Below are 19,972 nucleotides of genomic sequence, written 5' to 3' on the forward strand. Positions count from 1 at the left end.
AAGTACCCATTTAGAATTTGTATGAGAATGTAGGATTAGAAAGGAAGCAATAGTGATGCGAATTTTATTTATTGGAGATGTTGTCGGAGCGCCTGGGAGGGAAATGATTGATGAGTACATGCCAAAATTAAAGAAAAAATACAGTCCAACGCTTACCATCATTAATGGAGAAAATGCGGCAGCGGGCAGGGGAATTACTGAAAAAATTTATCGTCGTTTTTTAGAGGTAGGTGCACAAGCTGTTACACTTGGCAATCATGCATGGGATAATAAAGATTTATTTTCCTTTATTGATGATGCTAAATATTTGGTTCGTCCTGGTAATTTCCCTGAAGGTGCACCAGGAAAAGGAATGATTTTTGTAAATTGTAATGGAACAGAAGTAGCAATTATCAATTTACAAGGACGCACATTTTTACCTCCTCTAGAATGTCCTTTTAAGCAAGCAGATGCGTACATAGAAGAAGCAAGAAAGCGTACCAATGTAATTTTTATAGACTTTCATGCGGAAGCAACAAGTGAAAAACAGGCGCTTGGATGGTACGTAGATGGTAGAGTCACTGCTGTTGTGGGTACACATACACATGTTCCTACTGCTGATAAGCGTATTTTGCCTAACGGGACAGCTTATATAACAGATGTTGGTATGACTGGTCCGTATGATGGAATTTTAGGAATGAGTCGTGATGCGGTTCTTAAAAAGTTTTTAACTGGCTTGCCTGTGCGATTTGAAGTAACGGAAGGGCGTAGGCAACTAAGTGCCGTATATATTGATGTAGATCCGGCTACGGGTAAAGCACGGAAAGTGGAACAAATTTTAATCAACGATGATCAATCTATTTTTGATTAAAAGGTATGTTCTATTCGACTATATATAAATTTTTGTGAAAATTAAGACTTTTTAAGAAGGAATACATGCTTTGCCTCGTGAATATATGTAGAGTGAATTTAATCGCTCATTTAATGAAACGAGGAGGAAACAAGCAATGGAAATATTAAAAGTTAAAGCAACGTCTGTCCCTAACTCTGTAGCAGGCGCACTTGCAGGAGTCATCCGTGAGCGAGGTACCGCGGAAATTCAAGCGATTGGAGCAGGTGCGTTAAATCAAGCTGTTAAGGCAGTTGCAATTGCAAGAGGATTTGTGGCACCAAGTGGCTTAGATTTAATTTGCGTACCGGCGTTTACAGATATAACCATTGATGGAGAAGAGCGAACAGCAATTAAACTGATTGTAGAGCCTCGTTGAAGTTAAACCTGTTTGCGTTGCAAACAGGTTATTTTTGTTTGAAGGGTGATTATATGCAGATTTTTGATGCACATTGTGATGTGCTATGGCAATTGTGGTCTGATCGAAAGAGGCAGTTTATAAATGACCCGCACCTTCACATTACTATGGAAAATTTATTGCGCAATGATGCCAAAATTCAGTGTTTCGCTATATATGTGCCAGAGAATGTGTCGCAGGAGCAACGTTTCCTAGTAGCACTAGAAATGGTCGATATATTCTACAAGGAGATAATAGAAAAGCATCCGCATATGAAAGTTCTGTTATCTAAGGCAGATGTAGATAATTTGAAAGATGGAGAAATAGGGGCATTGCTGACATTAGAAGGTTGTGATGCCATTGATAAAAACATTGTAAAGCTTGAAACACTATACCGCTTAGGTGTACGCTCTGTGGGGTTAACTTGGAATTACAGCAATGCAGTGGCCGATGGTGTTTTAGAACCGCGTGGTGCTGGTTTAAGTTCATTTGGTTTCCAGGTTGTCGAACATCTTAATGCGCATGGGTTATGGACAGACGTATCTCATTTATCTGTAAAGGGCTTTTGGGATGTAATTGGGCATGCAACATATCCGGTTGCATCTCATTCCAATTGCCGGTCTTTATGCGACCATCCACGTAACCTTACTGATGAGCAAATTCGTGCATTGCTACAGAAAGATGGTGTGATAGGTATCACTTTTGTACCTTCGTTTATAACGGAAGGGCCAGCTCATATTTCTCATATTCTGAAGCATATAGAGCATATTTGTATGCTCGGTGGAGAGAAGCAACTTGGTTTTGGATCTGACTTCGATGGCATAACAGAAACAGTAGAAGGACTTTCTTCATATGCGGATTATCCAAATTTAATCAATATACTGCAAAAACATTATTCAGAACGTCAAGTAGAAGGGTTTTTATATAAGAATTTCACGTCTTATATAAATTTTTAAAATGTATGACCAGAGTTTGTAGTTTCCTAGGGTAGAAGATGATAAAATGATAGTGTAAAAAAATGCACTATAATGTATGAGGCCAAAGGGGTGTAGTAAATGATGAATCAACTTTCTTGGAAAGTTGGGGGGCAACAAGGTGAAGGGATTGAAAGTACCGGCGAAATCTTTTGTATGGCTTTAAATAGGCTTGGATATTACCTGTATGGCTATCGCCACTTTTCTTCCCGTATTAAAGGCGGACACACCAACAATAAAATTCGCGTCAGCACAACTGAAGTTCGCTCTGTATCCGATGACTTGGATATTCTTGTTGCATTTGATCAGGAAACAATTGACTTAAATTTCCATGAACTTCGAGATGGCGGAATTGTAATTGCAGATGCAAAATTCTCTCCAACAATTCCAGATAGTACAAGCGTGCAACTGTATGCGGTACCATTTACAGAAATTGCAACAGAACTCGGTACATCTTTAATGAAAAACATGGTGGCTGTAGGTGCGTCTTGTTCAGTGCTTGGATTAGATGAATCAGTCTATTTAGAAGTTGTGGAAGAAATTTTTGGAAGAAAAGGGCAACAAATTGTAGAAAAAAACATGGAGGCAATTCGCCGCGGTTCACAACATATGAAAGATTTGCTTGGCTCGCAAGTAAATATGATGCAGCTTGAGCCAGCAAGTGGCCAAAAACGCTTATTTATGATTGGTAACGATGCGATTGCTTTTGGTGCAGTGGCGGGCGGTGCTCGTTTTATGGCAGCTTATCCAATCACACCAGCATCGGAAATCATGGAATATTTAATTAAAAAATTGCCAAAGGTCGGCGGTACTGTTATTCAAACTGAAGATGAAATTGCTGCGTGTACAATGGCAATTGGTGCTAACTACGGAGGCGTGCGTTCCTTGACTGCATCAGCTGGACCTGGTTTGTCTCTTATGATGGAAGCGATCGGTTTATCCGGTATTACCGAAACACCGCTTGTCATTGTCGACACACAACGTGGTGGCCCAAGTACAGGACTTCCGACAAAGCAAGAACAATCAGATTTAATGGCTATGATATACGGTACACATGGTGAGATTCCTAAGGTTGTTATGGCGCCTAGTACGGTCGAAGAAGCTTTTTATGATACAATTGAGGCGTTTAACATTGCCGAGGAATATCAAGTGCCTGTTATTCTAATGACAGACTTGCAGCTTTCACTAGGAAAGCAAACTGTACAACCGCTAGACTTTAATAAAGTGGAAATTCGTCGCGGTAAACTCTTGTTGGATGAGCAGCCGCCTATCGAAAATAAGGAGTATTTCCAACGTTATGCAGTAACAGATGATGGTGTTTCTCCTCGTGTTGTACCTGGTGTGAAAAATGGCATTCATCACGTAACAGGTGTAGAGCATGCCGAAACAGGAAAGCCGTCTGAATCACCTGAAAATCGCATTGCGCAAATGGATAAGCGCATGCGCAAGATTGAAGGAATGAAGTTTAATACACCTGTTCATATTGTTGCAAAGCATGAAAATCCAGATGTGCTTCTTGTTGGCTTTAACTCAACAAGAGGAGCAATTGAAGAAGCAATGATTCGTTTAGAAAAAGATGGTCTGAAGGTGAATCATGCTCATGTTCGTTTGCTTCATCCGTTCCCAACAGCTGTAATGCAGCCACTTGTGAAGGAAGCAAAGCGCGTTGTAGTGGTAGAAAATAATGCAACGGGGCAACTAGCAAACATTATAAAAATGAACGTGGGCTATGGTGAAAAAATTTCCAGCCTATTGAAATATGATGGCAACCCGTTTTTACCAAAAGAAGTTTACAACGAATGCAAAAAAGGAGTTGTATTAAATGGCAACGTTTAAGGATTTCCGAAATAATGTGAAGCCGAACTGGTGCCCGGGTTGCGGTGATTTCTCCGTACAAGCTGCAATTCAGCGTGCCGCTGCAAATGTTGGTTTAGAACCGGAAGGAATGGCGGTTGTATCAGGAATCGGTTGTTCTGGTCGTATTTCCGGCTATATTAACACATATGGCTTCCATGGAATTCATGGCCGTGCATTGCCAATTGCACAAGGTGTAAAGATGGCGAATCGTGATTTAACAGTTATTGCTTCAGGCGGTGACGGAGACGGATTCGCAATTGGTATGGGGCATACAATCCATGCAATTCGACGCAATATTGACATTACATACATTGTAATGGATAACCAGATTTACGGGTTAACAAAAGGACAAACTTCACCGCGAAGCGAAGTAGGTTTTAAAACAAAGAGTACGCCGCAAGGATCGGTTGAACCGGCATTGTCTGTCATGGAAATGGCATTAACAGCCGGTGCGACGTTTGTTGCACAAAGCTTTTCAAGCGATCTTAAAGAGCTCACACAATTAATTGAAGAGGGGATTAAGCATAAAGGTTTTTCTCTTATTAATGTGTTTAGTCCATGTGTAACGTACAATAAAGTGAATACGTATGATTGGTTTAAAGAAAACCTAAAGAAGCTTAGCGAAGTAGAAGGATACGATCCTTCTAATCGTATGCAGGCGATGCAGACATTAATTGAAAATAATAGCCTTGTAACAGGCTTAATTTATCAAAATAAACAACAGCCTTCCTATCAGGAGCTGATTAAAGGTTACAGTGACAAGCCACTTGTACATGCTGATCTAAAAATGGACCAAAGCATGTTTGATGAATTGATGGCAGAATTTATGTAACAGAAGAAGTCCTTTCTATGTGAAAGGGCTTTTTTATTGCTGATTATCGCGAGTTGTATGGATCTTTTTCTATGGTGGTGTTGCATAAGAACTCATAATATAAACCTTATAGAGAATACCTTCGTTAAACGTCAAATCCGCGTTGTTGCTGGTGTTAACGGCCTTTTATTTCGTACAATAACAAATTGTCTGAAGAACTTGTACACTATGCATATAATTTTGTGCATTGTTTCATAAATATTTAACGATTACAGGCGTAGCCAAAGTCAAAACAGTGTTACTCTTATACCAGAACCTGTTATACAAAATTATCACATCCTGTATTAATAAATGGGAAATTTCATTATGAAGCAAGCTCTTGAAAAGGTAGCATATGCATGGAAAGGTTTTAAAGGGGAAAAGTGGAAAAATGAAATTGATGTACGAGATTTTATAGTGAACTACTCACCACTTAGCTTCGCTTGAAGAGGGAGACTTTTTTCAAAATTATGTTAAATAAAACAGGATTATTCAGAAACGAAAGTACGTTTGTATGTAATGCAAATGTTTTTTATCCTTTTTCGTGAAAAATATGTTAAGCTAATACGTGAAAAAAGTATAATGATTTACCGGCATTGAAAGTGATAACATAAAAGAGATTGCAAGTGAAGAAAAGTAGATCTCAACCCGTTTGCGATACGAGTTTAATAGAGAAAGCGCTTTCGTGGTCACTGTGGTTGCTGTAGACGCCGGCATGAGGAGGGGCTTAACGATATGTCTAGTAAAGCATTGGAATCATTTTTAACTGAAAATTTAGCGGAATTAAAAGATAAAGGCATGTATAATGTCATCGACCCGCTGGAAAGTCCGAACGGCCCAATCATTACAATTGGTGGCAAAGAATATATTAATCTGTCTTCCAATAACTATCTTGGTTTAGCTACAGATGAACGCTTAAAAGAAGCAGCCACAAAAGCGATTAAGACGTACGGGGTAGGTGCAGGAGCTGTTCGTACCATTAATGGTACGCTTGATGTACACGTTAAGCTTGAAGAAGCAATCGCAGCATTTAAGCATACGGAAGCAGCTGTTGCATATCAATCTGGATTCAATTGTAACATGGCCGCTATTTCAGCCATTATGGATAAAAATGATGCCATTTTATCTGATGAACTAAACCATGCATCCATTATTGATGGTTGTCGTTTATCGAGAGCTAAAATCATTGTCTATAAACACTCTGACATGGAAGATTTACGTCAAAAAGCAAAAGAAGCAACGCAAGGTCAATACGGAAAAGTTATGGTGATTACAGACGGTGTATTCTCCATGGATGGTGATATTGCAAAACTACCTGAAATTGTAGAAATTGCAGAGGAATTTGATTTAATCACGTATGTAGATGATGCGCATGGTTCTGGTGTGCTTGGGAAAGGCGCAGGTACAGTAAAACATTTTGGATTGTCTGATAAGATAGATTTTCAAATCGGTACACTGTCAAAAGCAATCGGTGTTGTCGGTGGATATGTGGCAGGAAAACAAAACCTCATCGATTGGTTAAAGGTTCGTTCTCGTCCATTTCTATTTTCTACTTCGTTAACACCTGCGGATGTGGCGGCTTGTATTGAATCGTTATCTATTATCACAGAAAGTACAGAGCTTCACGATCGTTTATGGGAAAATGGTCGCTACTTGAAGCAAGGATTGAAAAAGCTTGGCTTCAATATTGGTAATAGTGAAACACCAATCACACCATGTATTATTGGTGACGAAGTCCTAACACAGCAATTTAGCAAACGTTTAAACGAAGAGGGCGTATATGCAAAAGCAATTGTGTTTCCAACTGTTGCAAAGGGTATGGGACGTGTACGTAATATGCCGACTGCTGCACATACAAAGGAAATGCTAGATGAAGCAATCCGTATTTATGAAAAGGTCGGCAAGGAAATGGATATCATTTAAGACATCATGAGCATGCAATAGGAGTGAGCAAACATGAAGAAAATATTGGTAACAGGTTCTCTAGGACAAATCGGTTCTGAACTTGTCATGATGCTTCGTAATTTATACGGAGCAGAGCAAGTAATTGCTTCGGATATTCGCGCAACGGACAATCCAGCTGTCACATCAGGTCCGTTTGAATTGCTTGATGTAACGGACGGTCAGCGTTTATATACTGTAGCAAAAGAGCATCAAGTAGATACGATTATTCATTTGGCAGCTTTACTTTCTGCAACCGCAGAAAAAAATCCTGTGTTTGCATGGAATTTAAATATGGGTGGATTGGTAAATGCACTTGAGGCTGCGAAAGAGTTAAATTGTAAATTCTTTACGCCAAGTTCTATCGGAGCGTTTGGTCCTTCTACACCAAAAGACAATACACCACAAGATACAATTCAAAGGCCAACAACCATGTATGGTGTAAACAAGGTGGCAGGGGAATTGCTTTGTGATTATTACTATCATAAGTTTGGTGTAGATACGCGCGGCGTCCGCTTTCCAGGTCTCATCTCTTACGTGGCACCCCCTGGCGGTGGCACAACAGATTATGCTGTGGAAATCTACTATAAAGCAATTGAAGATGGTGCATATACATCGTATATTGCGCCGGGTACGTACATGGATATGATGTATATGCCGGATGCACTTCAGGCTATTGTACAGTTAATGGAAGCGGATTCTGCGAAGCTGAAGCATCGCAATGCTTTTAATATTACAGCAATGAGCTTTGAACCGGAACAAATTGCAGCATCCATCCGTAAACACATTCCTGATTTCAAGATGTCCTACGCAGTTGACCCGGTTCGACAAGGCATAGCAGATAGCTGGCCAAACTCAATTGATTGCACGGCAGCAGAAGAAGAGTGGGGTTTTAAAGCGCAGTATGACCTTGATAATATGACAGCTGATATGCTTATGCAACTGCGCATGAAGTTGAAAAAAAAAGTCTTTAACTAATGAGAGTATACGTTCATAAAATCTAAGTCTCTTATATTGTTTAATAGGTCTAAACACTTTATACTATATAAGTCTAATATATAAACCGAAGATAAAGGTTTTATGCTTTTTTGCAAGCCATTTGAGTACATTTCGGTGTTTATATAACCGCTGTACGAATACGTATATCGGACATAGTGATTTATATATGGTGCATGTTTAAAAGTGTGCGCGCTGTTTAGACTGATAGCTACCTGAAAGGAGATAGAGTTATGAACGAACAACAAAGACTAGAAAGTCAAAAAATACTTTCATCTGAAAAAAAATCCGAAAAGGATTATAGTCAATACTTTGATAGAACGTATCAGCCGCCTTCTTTAAAGGATGCAAAAAAACGTGGTAAAGAAGAAGTAAGTATTCAGCGTGATTTTGAGATTCCTGAGGATATGCTTAATATTGGAAACGGTCGTAAGTTCTTTATTCGCACATATGGTTGCCAAATGAATGAGCACGATACAGAGGTCATGGCGGGGATTTTAAGCGCAATGGGCTTTGAACCGACAAATACGGTTGAAGATGCTACGGTTATTCTATTAAACACATGTGCAATACGTGAAAACGCGGAAAATAAGGTGTTTGGTGAGATTGGGCATTTAAAAGCCTTAAAGCGCCGAAATCCGGACGTGCTTTTGGGGATTTGTGGATGTATGTCACAGGAAGAGTCTGTAGTGAACAAAATCATGAAAACTCATCCACATATGGATATGATCTTCGGTACGCATAATATTCATCGTCTGCCATTTATTTTAAAAGAAGCGATGTTCTCTAAAGAAATGGTTGTTGAAGTATGGTCGAAGGAAGGTGACGTTATTGAAAATCTTCCACGTGTACGTCGCGGTGATATTAAAGCTTGGGTAAATATCATGTACGGCTGCGATAAATTCTGTACGTACTGCATTGTTCCTTATACACGCGGTAAAGAAAGAAGCCGTCGCCCGGAAGATATTATTCAAGAGGTACGCCAATTAGCAGCACAGGGTTATAAAGAAATCACACTTCTTGGTCAAAACGTAAATGCTTATGGTAAAGACTTCAAAGATATGAAGTACGGTTTAGGTGATTTAATGGATGAGCTGCGTAAAATTGACATTCCACGCATTCGTTTTACAACAAGTCATCCACGTGATTTTGATGATCATTTAATTGAAGTATTGGCAAAGGGCGGCAACCTTGTTGAACATATTCATTTACCAGTTCAATCTGGTAGTACGGATATATTAAAGATTATGGCTCGTAAGTATACGCGTGAGCAGTATTTAGAGCTTGTTCGTAAAATGAAGACAGCCATTCCAAATGCTTCATTTACAACAGATATTATCGTCGGCTTCCCAAATGAAACAGAGGAACAGTTTGAAGAAACGCTTTCTTTGTATCGCGAGGTTGAATTTGATAGCGCATATACCTTTATTTACTCACCGCGTGAAGGTACACCGGCGGCAAAAATGCAGGATAATGTACCGATGGAAGTGAAGAAAGATCGTTTACAACGCTTAAATGCTGTTGTCAATGAGATTTCTGCAAAGAAGAACTTGGCTTATCAAGATCAAATTGTGGAAGTATTGGTAGAAGGTGAAAGTAAAAACAATCCAGATGTATTAGCTGGATATACACGTAAAAATAAGCTTGTGAACTTTAAAGGACCAAAATCGGCAATTGGTCAAATTGTTTTGGTGAAAATTACAGAAGCTAAAACATGGTCATTAAATGGGGTAATGGTAGAAGAACAAATTGAGGTGAAGTGAAGTGACGTACACTAAAGAAGATATTGTAATGCGAGCAAAAGAATTAGCAAAAATGATTGCTAATACAGAAGAAGTGGATTTATTCAAGCGTGCGGAAGCACAAATTCATAAAAATGAAAATGTGCGAACTCGTATCGATAAAATTAAAGCATTGCAAAAACATGCGGTTAACTTGCAGCACTACGGTAAAACAGAAGCCTTGAAAAAGGTAGAAGCTCAAATCGACGCATTACAAGCTGAACTGGAAGCTATTCCAGTCGTACAAGAATTTCAATCTTCACAAACATATGTTAACGACTTGTTGCAGTTAGTAGCAAGTACAATCTCCAACACTGTAACAGATGATATTTTAATCTCTACCGGCGGCAATGTATTAAAAGGGGAAACCGGCGCGGAAATAGCAAGTAAAGGCGCTTGCGGCACTTGTATGTAAGAAAAGCGGAGCCGACCGATTAGGCACAGAAGCTAAGGTTCTTGGTCCTAAAAGGCGCTTTTTGCCTTTTTGAGACCGAGGTTCTTAGGTGGAAGTGCCTGGGAGGTGCAGCTGGACAGTAGAAAAGCGGAGCCGACCGATTAGGCACAGAAGCTAAGGTTCTTGGTCCTAAAAGGTTCTTTTCTAAAAGATTGTTGTTTTTAGATAGGTTTCTTTGTTTCAGGTTGGTTGGAGCGGAAGGTGCGAGACTTCTGCGGGAGTAGCGGGTAAGGTGAGACCTCACAGGCTGTAAGCCGAGGAGGCTCACCGCACGCCCTGCGGAAAGCGAGCAACCCCGAGCGGAAATCAACCACTCCCCACTATTTGTTACATAGCAACAAAGTTTGCGAAAACACCCTTATAAAAAAGATGCCTGTTTGGGCATCTTTTTCTTTATGTACAAGCACATATCCGAATTTTCGTGCATAAAATGGACTATGCAGATTCTATGCACGCAATCATCTGTAGGCTTTTTTTTGTAGGCGATGGCACATTCCGCAATTGTCTCGCATATGATGAATTGAATATTGATTGAGGAGGGTTAGGAATGTCCGAATATAGAGAGATTATTACGAAAGCGGTTGTGGGAAAAGGCCGCCAATATATGAAGTCGACCCATACTGTCGACCCCAATCATACACCTACAAGTATTCTCGGGTGCTGGGTCATCAACCATGCGTACGAAGCAAAAAAATGTGGTAAGTATGTAGAGATTGATGGATATTACGATATTAACACATGGTATTCCTATGATGACAACACAAAAACAGAAGTTGTGACAGAACGCGTACACTACAAAGAAGAAGTAAAGATTCGTTATCGTGATAAAAACTTTACCGGTGATGATTATGAAATCATTGCTCGCGTCATCCAGCATCCGAATTGTTTGGAAGCTATCATTTCTCCAAATGGTAACAAAATTATTGTAACGGTGGAGCGTGAGTTTCTGGTGGAAGTAATTGGCGAAACAAAAGTGTGTGTTCGCGTGAATCCAGAAGGCTGCCGTGACGATGATGATGCATACTGTGAAGTAGATGACGAAGAATTTGAAGACTTAGATCCGAACTTTATGTTAGATGCAGAAGAAGAGTAAGAATTGCTAGGAAGAATTTCTTCCTAGCTTTTTTGTTATATAAGTACAGACGGTGTTTTGCATAAAGCAGCCACAGTCAAAACTGCGTTCATCATGCTTTTTCTTACCGGTACGCACTTTTCTCTCGTCTAAAAAAGAATGCTTTTGCACGATATACCCAAAATCTGTTTTTTCTTTTAAAAGTAAATGTACTGCGTAAAAATTCTATCATGTTATAATGGAGTATTATGAGATATTTACGTGTTGGAGGACTACCATGACATATACCCCGATGATGCAGCAATATTTAAAGATAAAAGAAAATTATCAAGATGCTTTTTTGTTTTTCAGATTAGGTGATTTTTATGAAATGTTCTTTAATGATGCTATTAAAGCAGCACATGAATTGGAGATTACACTAACGAGCCGTGATGCGGGTGGAAGTGAGCGCATTCCAATGTGCGGTGTACCTCACCATGCAGCTAAAGGTTATATTGAGCAACTTGTAGAAAAGGGCTATAAAGTGGCTCTTTGTGAACAAGTGGAGGATCCGAAAACGGCTAAAGGTGTCGTACGACGTGAAGTTGTACAGTTAATTACACCAGGTACGATGATGGAAGGGCGCAATCTTGATGAAAAAGAAAACAACTTTCTTGTAGCACTCACAGAGTTTCAGGGAAGCTATGTGCTTGCGTGCAATGATTTGTCAACAGGTGAGAACACAGTGACGATGTTGAATGGATCTATGGAGGATGTATTACTTGAGGTACATGCGCTTGGAGCAAGAGAGATTGTAGTTAGTAGTACATTTCCAACAGATGAGCTTCACAAATTAACGAGTCAACTGAAGATTACCATTTCTCATGAAGATGAAACAGATGTACCGGAAGAACTCCGCCAACTTGTTTCCCATTTGCAAGATGAGAAATTAATGATGGCCGTTGGTCGTCTGTTTTGTTATGTGTTGCGTACACAAAAACGATCTCTAGATCATTTACAACCTGTGCGTATGTACTACAGCAATCAGTTTATGAAAATAGATGTGCACTCTAAGCGAAACTTGGAATTAACAGAAACAATCCGAACTAAAGAGAAAACAGGATCATTACTGTGGTTGCTTGATAAAACAAAAACCGCAATGGGTGGTCGCATGCTGAAACAATGGGTGGAGAGGCCGCTTGTGAATGCAATGCAAATTGAAGAGCGGCATAACATGGTTGAAACATTCATGACGCATTATTTTGTACGAGAAGATTTAAAAGAGAAACTCCGTGATGTCTATGACTTAGAAAGATTGGCTGGAAAGGTGGCATACGGAAACGTTAATGCAAAAGATTTATTACAACTTAAACGTTCTGTTCAGCAAATTCCCGCTATTTTAGAATTAACGAAGCAGCTGGAAAGTCCATACGCGGATGCGCTTGTTTCCGAGGCAGATCCGTGCGAGAGCTTAGCGGAGCTGCTGGAACGTAGCATTTTGGACAACCCTTCTTTGTCTATAAAAGAAGGAAATATTATAAAAGATGGCTATAACAGCACACTTGATGAATATCGCTATGTGAGTAAAAATGGGAAGACGTGGATTTCTGAAATGGAGCAGCGTGAGCGGCAACTGACGGGCATTAAGTCTCTAAAAATTGGCTACAACCGTATTTTTGGTTACTATATTGAAGTGACAAAAGCCAACCTTGGAGCGTTACAAGAAGGAAGATATGAGCGCAAGCAAACACTGGCAAACGCTGAACGCTTTGTAACGCAGGAGCTAAAAGAAAAGGAAGCGCTCATTTTAGGTGCAGAAGAAAAAATTGTACAGCTGGAATATGATTTGTTTGTCGAACTTCGCGAGCAGGTAAAAGCTTATATTCCAAAGCTTCAGCTCCTTGCAAAAATTGTGAGCGAGCTTGATGTATTCCAAAGCTTTGCGACAGTCAGCGAAGAAGAACAGTTTGTGAAGCCACAGCTATCAGCTAAGCGTGAAATTTTTATAAAAGATGGCCGTCATCCGGTCGTGGAAAAGGTGCTTAACACAAAAACATATGTACCAAATGATGTATGGATGCCACAAGAAACAGATATGTTTTTAATTACAGGTCCGAATATGTCCGGTAAAAGTACGTATATGAGGCAATTGGCGTTACATGCTATAATGGCGCAAATCGGATGTTTCGTACCGGCAAACGAAGCGGTGCTGCCAGTATTTGATCAAATCTTTACCCGTATTGGTGCTGCTGATGATTTAATCTCAGGTCAAAGTACGTTCATGGTGGAAATGCTGGAAGCCAAAAATGCCATCACAAACGCTACAAAGAATAGTTTAATTTTATTTGATGAAATTGGGCGCGGTACATCCACATACGATGGTATGGCACTTGCACAGGCCATTATTGAACACATTCATCACCATATTGGTGCCAAAACGTTATTTTCAACGCATTACCATGAGTTAACAGCACTTTCCGGTCAGCTAGACAAGTTGAAGAATGTGCATGTATCCGCGATTGAGGAAAATGGAAAGGTCGTATTTCTTCATAAAGTAAAAGAAGGTGCGGCAGATCAAAGTTATGGGATTCATGTTGCGGAGCTGGCCGAATTGCCAAGTAGTTTAATTAACCGTGCGAAAGAGGTCCTTGCAGCACTAGAGGGACAAGAGATAAAAAAGGTCCCAGAGCCTCAGAAGGAAGCATCCACGCTACATGACGACCAGCTTTCTTTCTTTACGATGGCAGAGCCCCCGGTAGAACCAAAACAAACATCGCAGGAGAAAAAAGCGCTAGAACAAATTAAGAAGCTAGAAATTTTAGATATGACGCCACTTGAGGCGCTAAACGAATTGTATCGTTTACAAAAACTGCTGAAGAAAGGATGAGAGAATGGGGAAAATTCGTAAGCTTGACGACCAGCTCTCAAACTTAATCGCGGCGGGGGAGGTAGTTGAGAGACCAGCTTCCGTTGTAAAAGAGCTACTTGAAAACGCAATCGATGCAAACAGTACAAGCATTGAAATTCATTTGGAGGAAGCCGGTCTTTCCAAAATTCGTATTATTGATAATGGAGATGGTATGGAAGAAGATGACTGCTTTGTGGCGTTTGAGCGTCATGCCACAAGCAAGATTCAAGATGAAAAAGATTTGTTCCGTATTCGTACGCTTGGTTTTCGCGGTGAGGCTTTGCCGAGCATCGCTTCTGTTAGTGAGCTAACGCTGCTTACGAGCACGGGAGAAGGACCGGGAACAAAGGTGACGATTAAAGGCGGGGAACTGGTTTTGCACGAAAAAACTACGAGCCGCAAAGGTACAGATATTACGGTTGAACATTTGTTTTTTAACACCCCTGCTCGCTTAAAATATATGAAAACAATTAATACGGAGCTCGGAAATATTACTGATCTTGTATATCGTATTGCGATGGCGCATCCAGACGTATCCATTCGTCTTTTGCATAATGGTAAAAAGCTGCTCCACACGACTGGAAACGGTGATGTACGTCAAGTGTTAGCTGCAATATACGGCGTACCGATTGCGAAAAAAATGATTCCAATTGAAGTGCAGTCTCTCGATTTTATCATAAAAGGCTATGTAGCACTTCCAGAAGTAACAAGGGCTTCTAGACATTATATTTCAACGATTGTAAATGGGCGCTATATTCGTAACTATTCGCTTGTTAAAGCCATTCAACAAGGCTATCATACATTGCTACCAATCGGCAGATATCCAGTTGCCTTTTTTTCTATTGAAATGGATCCGATGCTAGTTGATGTAAATGTTCACCCCGCAAAACTCGAGGTTCGTTTTAGTAAAGAGAATGAATTGCTTGAGCTAGTGTCTGCTGCTGTAAAAGAAGCCTTTCAAAAGGTCCAACTCATTCCCTCTGCTACGGTGAAAAAGCCTGTACAGCAGGAGAGCACACAAGGTGCTTTCCGATTTGAGCACACTATTACACCAGATATTAAGTTGCCGACTGATATGCTCGAGAAAAAGGTTGAAACGCCTGTTATAATGGAATCACCAATATCACCTCCAGCTATTGAGCCAGAACCACGACCGGAGCGCGAGAAGTTTCTATACGAGCCGGAAGAAGAGTTGGTGTTAACATCGCCTACAGAGATAGTTTGTGAGGTGGAAATGAACGGCAACGACTTGCCGCCGCTCTATCCAATTGGACAAATGCACGGGACGTATATTTTGGCGCAAAATGATCAAGGATTATATCTTATTGACCAACATGCGGCGCAGGAGCGTATTAACTACGAATATTTTCGAGAAAAGGTTGGTCGTGTTGCACCTGATGTACAGGAATTGTTAATTCCGTATCGCATTGATTTATCGCTGCAAGAGTTTCTGAGGGTTGAGGAGCAACTATCAGAGCTTGAGAAGGTCGGATTGTTTCTCGAACCGTTCGGTCAGCAAAGTTTTATTGTACGCTCCCACCCGACATGGTTTCCAAAAGGAGACGAAGTAGAAATCATTGAGGAGATGATGGAGCAGGTGCGTAAAGAGAAGAAGGTCGACATAAGTAAACTGCGTGAAGAGGCTGCAATAATGATGAGTTGTAAGGCATCCATTAAAGCAAATCAACATCTAAAGAACGAGGAAATTTTTGCGTTGTTAGAGGATTTGCGTAAAACAACAAATCCCTATACGTGTCCACATGGTAGACCGATAGTAATTCATTATTCCACGTATGAGCTGGAGAAAATGTTTAAACGGGTAATGTAAGTCGCTTTAGGGAAAATGAATAAAGTGGAGCGAAAAAATTGCATGAACTGAAAAAGGGCAACCAGTCTATAGACGCTGGTTGTTCTTTTTTATTTTTGTATAAAGAGATTATTAATGGTGTGGAGGGAACAGGCGAAAAAAGGTGATAAAGATATCTGACTTTCATAAAAGTTTGGACTAGTAATTGTGGGAAATTAAGGTTTATTGTAAAGTATTTGTGCTTAAGTGTGACTTCAGAGTCGTAATAAAATACCTTATAAAAAAAGCAGAAATGGAAAACACTATCTAATATAAATTCAAAGAGGTAGTGGGGTATATAGAATATGGAAACTTCAAGCCAGTGGTCAGAAATTCAAGGTATGAAGAAAAAGTTAAGCCGATCATATGATTTTGTGAATTATCGTAATAAGGAGGCGATTTTACCTTATTCTATTTCTTACTTTTCTTCTTTAATTAATATTGATACACTTCATCGAGAGATGTTACCTGCAATGAATCAACAAGGTCTTTTATCTATACAAGATTTAAAAGGTGCTATTCCAATTGAAGATAGTATTATCACAACAGATAAAACAATAATTGAAGAAAGGCTTCTTAATGGATATGTTCTTATTGAGTTGTTACATGATAAAACAAATGTCTTGTTAATCAAAGCTACAGTTAGAAAGTCCAGAAATATTAGTGCCCCAGAGAACGAATTTACTGTTATGGGGCCAAAAGAAGCTTTAATTGAAGACTTAGATACTAATATTCATTTAATAAGAAAGCGTCTCCCTATACCGGGATTTATCACTATAGAAATGAAAATTGGAACCATGAGCCAAACGAGGGTATCTATTCTATATATTGAACATGTTACGGATGATGATAATATAAATACAATTTTAAAACGCATTCAAGATATTCAATATGATGCGATTTCTGATGTGGCAGTTTTAAATCAAATGATAGTGGATGATTCGTTATCTATATTTCCTCAAACTGTTGATACAGAGAGGGTAGATCGGATTGTTGGCGCTTTAAGCGATGGTTATGTAGTAATTATGTGTGATGGTTCTTCTTCTGCTATTATCGCACCAGCTACGCTTGGAATTTTGTTGACTTCATTTGAGGATTATTATCTAAATTGGATATTGGCTTCCTTTTTTAGAATTGTTCGTGTTATTTCGATTTTTTTGTCAGTGATTGTCACGCCACTATATGTTGCTATTCTTACGTATCATTATGAAATATTTCCGTCTAAATTATTAGGTACATTAATTTCATCAAGAAGTAGTATTCCGTTTCCCCCTATTATAGAGGCCCTATTTTTAGAAATCACTATCGAGTTATTAAGGGAAGCAGGTGCTAGAATGCCCTCAAAAATTGGTCAAACTTTGGGCATAGTTGGAGGAATTGTAATTGGGACTGCATCTGTACAAGCTTCGCTTACTAGCAATGTGTTATTGATTATAGTGGCATTAGCTGCTCTTGCTTCATTTACCACACCCGTGTATCAAGTAACAAATACCATACGTTTTTTGAGGTATCCATTTTTGCTATTTGCACAATTCCTAGGCTTATTTGGAATTGCTCTCTTTGGTATTTTTGTGTTAACTCATCTAATCAAGTTAACCTCTTTTAATCGACCATATCTTTCGCCTATTTATCCACCAAGAATACCAGATATGAAAGATTTCTTAATTCGTCTGCCGTTTGGCATGCAAAAATACAGACCAACCTTTTTACGTGCAAAGGATAAAACTCGTTTTTCTTTCTTTGAGGGATTTCATTTTAGAGATTTTGATGACGATTAAAAGGGAGGAGATTTGTTGCAGTCAAAAATAAAGGAAAATATGGTGATTTCCGCTTTTTTAGTTCCGTTTATCGTCCACAGTGCACAAGTAGGGGTTGGAGTACTTGGATTTCAAGCAGAAATCTCAAAGTTGGTCGGACAGGATGCTTGGATTGTAGTTGGTTTAACAGGAATTCTTTTTCATATTATTGTGTACATGATCTATGGCATATTTAATGGTGATTCAGTCGAATTTGTGCATATTATGCAAAAAACTTTCGGTAGCATCTTATCTTCTATATTAAACGTTGTAATTATGGGGTATTTTATTTTGTTATCTATCGTTTTAATACGCACATATATATCTGTGGTACAGCTATGGATGTTTCCTGATTTGGCAACATGGATTCCAGGATTCTTATATATGTTAATGATATATTATGTTCTTTCTGGCGGATTTCGAACTGTAACAGGAATTTGTTTCTTTGGCGTTATTATTCCAATGGGATTATTTTTAACGTTAGCTGTACCTTTAAAATTGGAGTTTTACTTTTTCAGGAATTTATCACCTATTATGGATCATTCTGCTTTCGAATTTATAAAAGCAACTAAAGAAATAACTTTTAGTTATCTCGGAATTGAAGCGTTATTAGTGTTCTATCCGTTTATCAAAGGTAAGTCGCAAAAATGGGCTCATTTAGGCGTGGCAATGACAACTTGTTTATATTTATATGTCGTCATAATAACAACGGTATTATTTAATGTGAATCAGTTGGATAATACACCTTGGGCTACATTGACAATATGGAAATTTGTTGAGTTTCCTTTTGTTGAAAGGTTTGAATATATAGGTGTTGTTATGTGGAGTCTAGTGATGTTTCCTAATGTTTGTCTCTATATTTGGTCTGCAACTCGTATGGGAAAACAGCTTTTTCATATAAAACAACAAAAACTTTTAATAGGTATTCTAGCAATTGCTTTCATTTCTGTTTGTATTATACAATCACCACCTCAAATAAAATGGTTACAAACAAATGTTAGTCTGGTCGGACTAGGAATAACATATATGCTAATTCCATTGTTATATATGATTGGTTTATTAAAGAAAAAGATGGGATGAAATAAGTGAAAGTGAAAATATTTGTATTGATGTGTATATTGTTAATTACAGGTTGTGTATCACCTAAAGTAATTGATGAACTTCCTGTAGTTTTTGTTGTCGGATATGATTCAGGAGAAAATAAAAAGATGAAGGCAACCGTTGCTTCACAAGTATTTAATAGAGACCAATCCAGTTCCATATATACGTACACAGCTAGTAGTCATACAAGTAAAGGATTACGTAATCAATTAAGTGCAATTCAAAAGCCCATTACAATTGGAAAGATAGCGGTCATTTTATTTAGTGAAGAAATGGCTTCTGAGGATAAGGGGATTACGCGCATTTTAGATAGTTATTTGCGGGATGCTACTGTCGGTAGATTAGTTACTATAGCAATTGTTGAGGGAGGGAGTGCTCACGATTTAGTTAAATACGACTATGGGTATCCTGAGGGATTAGGACCACATATTAAGAATTTAATTAATAAATCAGTTGAATTTTCTAATTTCCCTCGCACAAATTTACATCTATACGATTATATGTATAAAGGAGCAGGAATGGATCCTTATGTACCCATTATAAATAAGAAAGGAAATAAGATACAATTAACAGGCCTTGCTTTATTTAAAAACGATAAAATGGTTGAGAAGTTAAACCTTGAGGAGACATTTGTGTTTAATTTAATGAATGAAAAAGCAAATATTGGTGTTCATGAGCTTAAAGTGAATCATAGTGGTTATGCAAGCTTGCAGCAAGTTTCTTCTAATGTTAAATACAGGATTGAAAATCATAAAAGTGTTCCGACAATTTATATTAATATAAGTGTAAAAGGCTCCATTAGTGAATATTCTGGTTTGCAAATTAATACTAAAGTGGAACACATGATCCAAAAAGCTCTAGAAAGAAAAATAGAATCTAAAGGGAGAAAGTTAGTGGGGAAATTTCAGAACTTAAAAATAGATCCATTATGTATTGGTGATAGAGTGAGAAGTCAAACAAGACAATTTAATGTAGCAAATTGGAATCAAATATATCCCACAACCAAGATTGTAGTAAAGGCAAATGTTCATATATCTGGAAGTGGGGTTGTTAGATAATTTACTTAAACTAAAATTATGTTAGAGTACAATTGAATGTAGTATGCACCAAGGTAATCACTACATCTATATAATTAAGATGTTATAGTGCAAG

The 19,972-nt window shown here is 38.7% G+C and carries 15 protein-coding genes; all 15 read left to right on the top strand.

The features are described from left to right. Positions 1-55 precede the first annotated feature (55 nt). The 15 genes from EEJ45_RS05040 (at position 56) to EEJ45_RS05110 (ending at position 19,878) form a co-directional block, all read left to right on the top strand. Positions 56-850, top strand: coding sequence for a TIGR00282 family metallophosphoesterase (locus EEJ45_RS05040; RefSeq protein ID WP_124563707.1), 795 nt, complete (start codon positions 56-58; stop codon positions 848-850). Positions 851-986: 136 nt separating this feature from the next. Further along, positions 987-1,247: a stage V sporulation protein SpoVS gene (spoVS, locus tag EEJ45_RS05045; protein WP_124563708.1), complete on the top strand. Its 261-nt coding sequence runs from the start codon at positions 987-989 to the stop codon at positions 1,245-1,247. Positions 1,248-1,300: 53 nt separating this feature from the next. Next, positions 1,301-2,221 (top strand): dipeptidase, encoded by a 921-nt coding sequence (locus tag EEJ45_RS05050; protein ID WP_124563709.1) that lies wholly within the window; start codon positions 1,301-1,303, stop codon positions 2,219-2,221. 99 nt (positions 2,222-2,320) lie between these two features. Then, a complete protein-coding gene (locus EEJ45_RS05055; RefSeq protein ID WP_124563710.1) occupies positions 2,321-4,075 on the top strand; it encodes a 2-oxoacid:acceptor oxidoreductase subunit alpha in 1,755 nt (584 codons plus the stop codon). Continuing rightward, positions 4,062-4,928 carry a 2-oxoacid:ferredoxin oxidoreductase subunit beta gene (locus EEJ45_RS05060; RefSeq protein ID WP_124563711.1) on the top strand — a complete coding sequence of 289 codons (867 nt, stop codon included), beginning with the start codon at positions 4,062-4,064 and terminating at the stop codon, positions 4,926-4,928. Before EEJ45_RS05055 ends, EEJ45_RS05060 begins: the two co-directional genes overlap by 14 nt. A 753-nt stretch (positions 4,929-5,681) precedes the next feature. Next, the gene (locus EEJ45_RS05065; protein WP_124563712.1) at positions 5,682-6,869 is read left to right on the top strand and encodes a glycine C-acetyltransferase; all 1,188 of its coding nucleotides are present in this window, start codon (positions 5,682-5,684) and stop codon (positions 6,867-6,869) included. A 33-nt stretch (positions 6,870-6,902) separates the two neighbouring features. After that, positions 6,903-7,865: an L-threonine 3-dehydrogenase gene (locus tag EEJ45_RS05070; protein ID WP_124563713.1), complete on the top strand. Its 963-nt coding sequence runs from the start codon at positions 6,903-6,905 to the stop codon at positions 7,863-7,865. 251 nt (positions 7,866-8,116) lie between these two features. Next, positions 8,117-9,646, top strand: a complete 1,530-nt coding sequence (gene miaB / locus EEJ45_RS05075; RefSeq protein WP_124563714.1) for a tRNA (N6-isopentenyl adenosine(37)-C2)-methylthiotransferase MiaB — start codon at positions 8,117-8,119, stop codon at positions 9,644-9,646. 28 nt (positions 9,647-9,674) lie between these two features. Continuing rightward, the gene (locus EEJ45_RS05080) at positions 9,675-10,079 is read left to right on the top strand and encodes a YlbF/YmcA family competence regulator (RefSeq protein WP_124563813.1); all 405 of its coding nucleotides are present in this window, start codon (positions 9,675-9,677) and stop codon (positions 10,077-10,079) included. Between the two features lie 586 nt (positions 10,080-10,665). Then, positions 10,666-11,211 carry an outer spore coat protein CotE gene (locus EEJ45_RS05085; RefSeq protein ID WP_124563715.1) on the top strand — a complete coding sequence of 182 codons (546 nt, stop codon included), beginning with the start codon at positions 10,666-10,668 and terminating at the stop codon, positions 11,209-11,211. Between the two features lie 256 nt (positions 11,212-11,467). Next, positions 11,468-14,056 (top strand): DNA mismatch repair protein MutS, encoded by a 2,589-nt coding sequence (gene mutS / locus EEJ45_RS05090; protein ID WP_124563716.1) that lies wholly within the window; start codon positions 11,468-11,470, stop codon positions 14,054-14,056. A gap of 4 nt (positions 14,057-14,060) precedes the next feature. Then, positions 14,061-15,905, top strand: a complete 1,845-nt coding sequence (mutL, locus tag EEJ45_RS05095) for a DNA mismatch repair endonuclease MutL (RefSeq protein ID WP_124563717.1) — start codon at positions 14,061-14,063, stop codon at positions 15,903-15,905. 323 nt (positions 15,906-16,228) lie between these two features. After that, complete coding sequence (locus tag EEJ45_RS05100) at positions 16,229-17,701, top strand: spore germination protein (protein WP_124563718.1); 1,473 nt, start codon at positions 16,229-16,231, stop codon at positions 17,699-17,701. 15 nt (positions 17,702-17,716) lie between these two features. After that, positions 17,717-18,799: a GerAB/ArcD/ProY family transporter gene (locus tag EEJ45_RS05105; RefSeq protein ID WP_124563719.1), complete on the top strand. Its 1,083-nt coding sequence runs from the start codon at positions 17,717-17,719 to the stop codon at positions 18,797-18,799. A gap of 5 nt (positions 18,800-18,804) precedes the next feature. Next, complete coding sequence (locus EEJ45_RS05110; RefSeq protein ID WP_124563720.1) at positions 18,805-19,878, top strand: Ger(x)C family spore germination protein; 1,074 nt, start codon at positions 18,805-18,807, stop codon at positions 19,876-19,878. Positions 19,879-19,972 lie beyond the last annotated feature (94 nt).

It is taken from the genome of Ectobacillus antri, from assembly GCF_003852715.1.
GTDB classification, from domain to species: Bacteria; Bacillota; Bacilli; order Bacillales; family Bacillaceae_G; genus Ectobacillus; species Ectobacillus antri.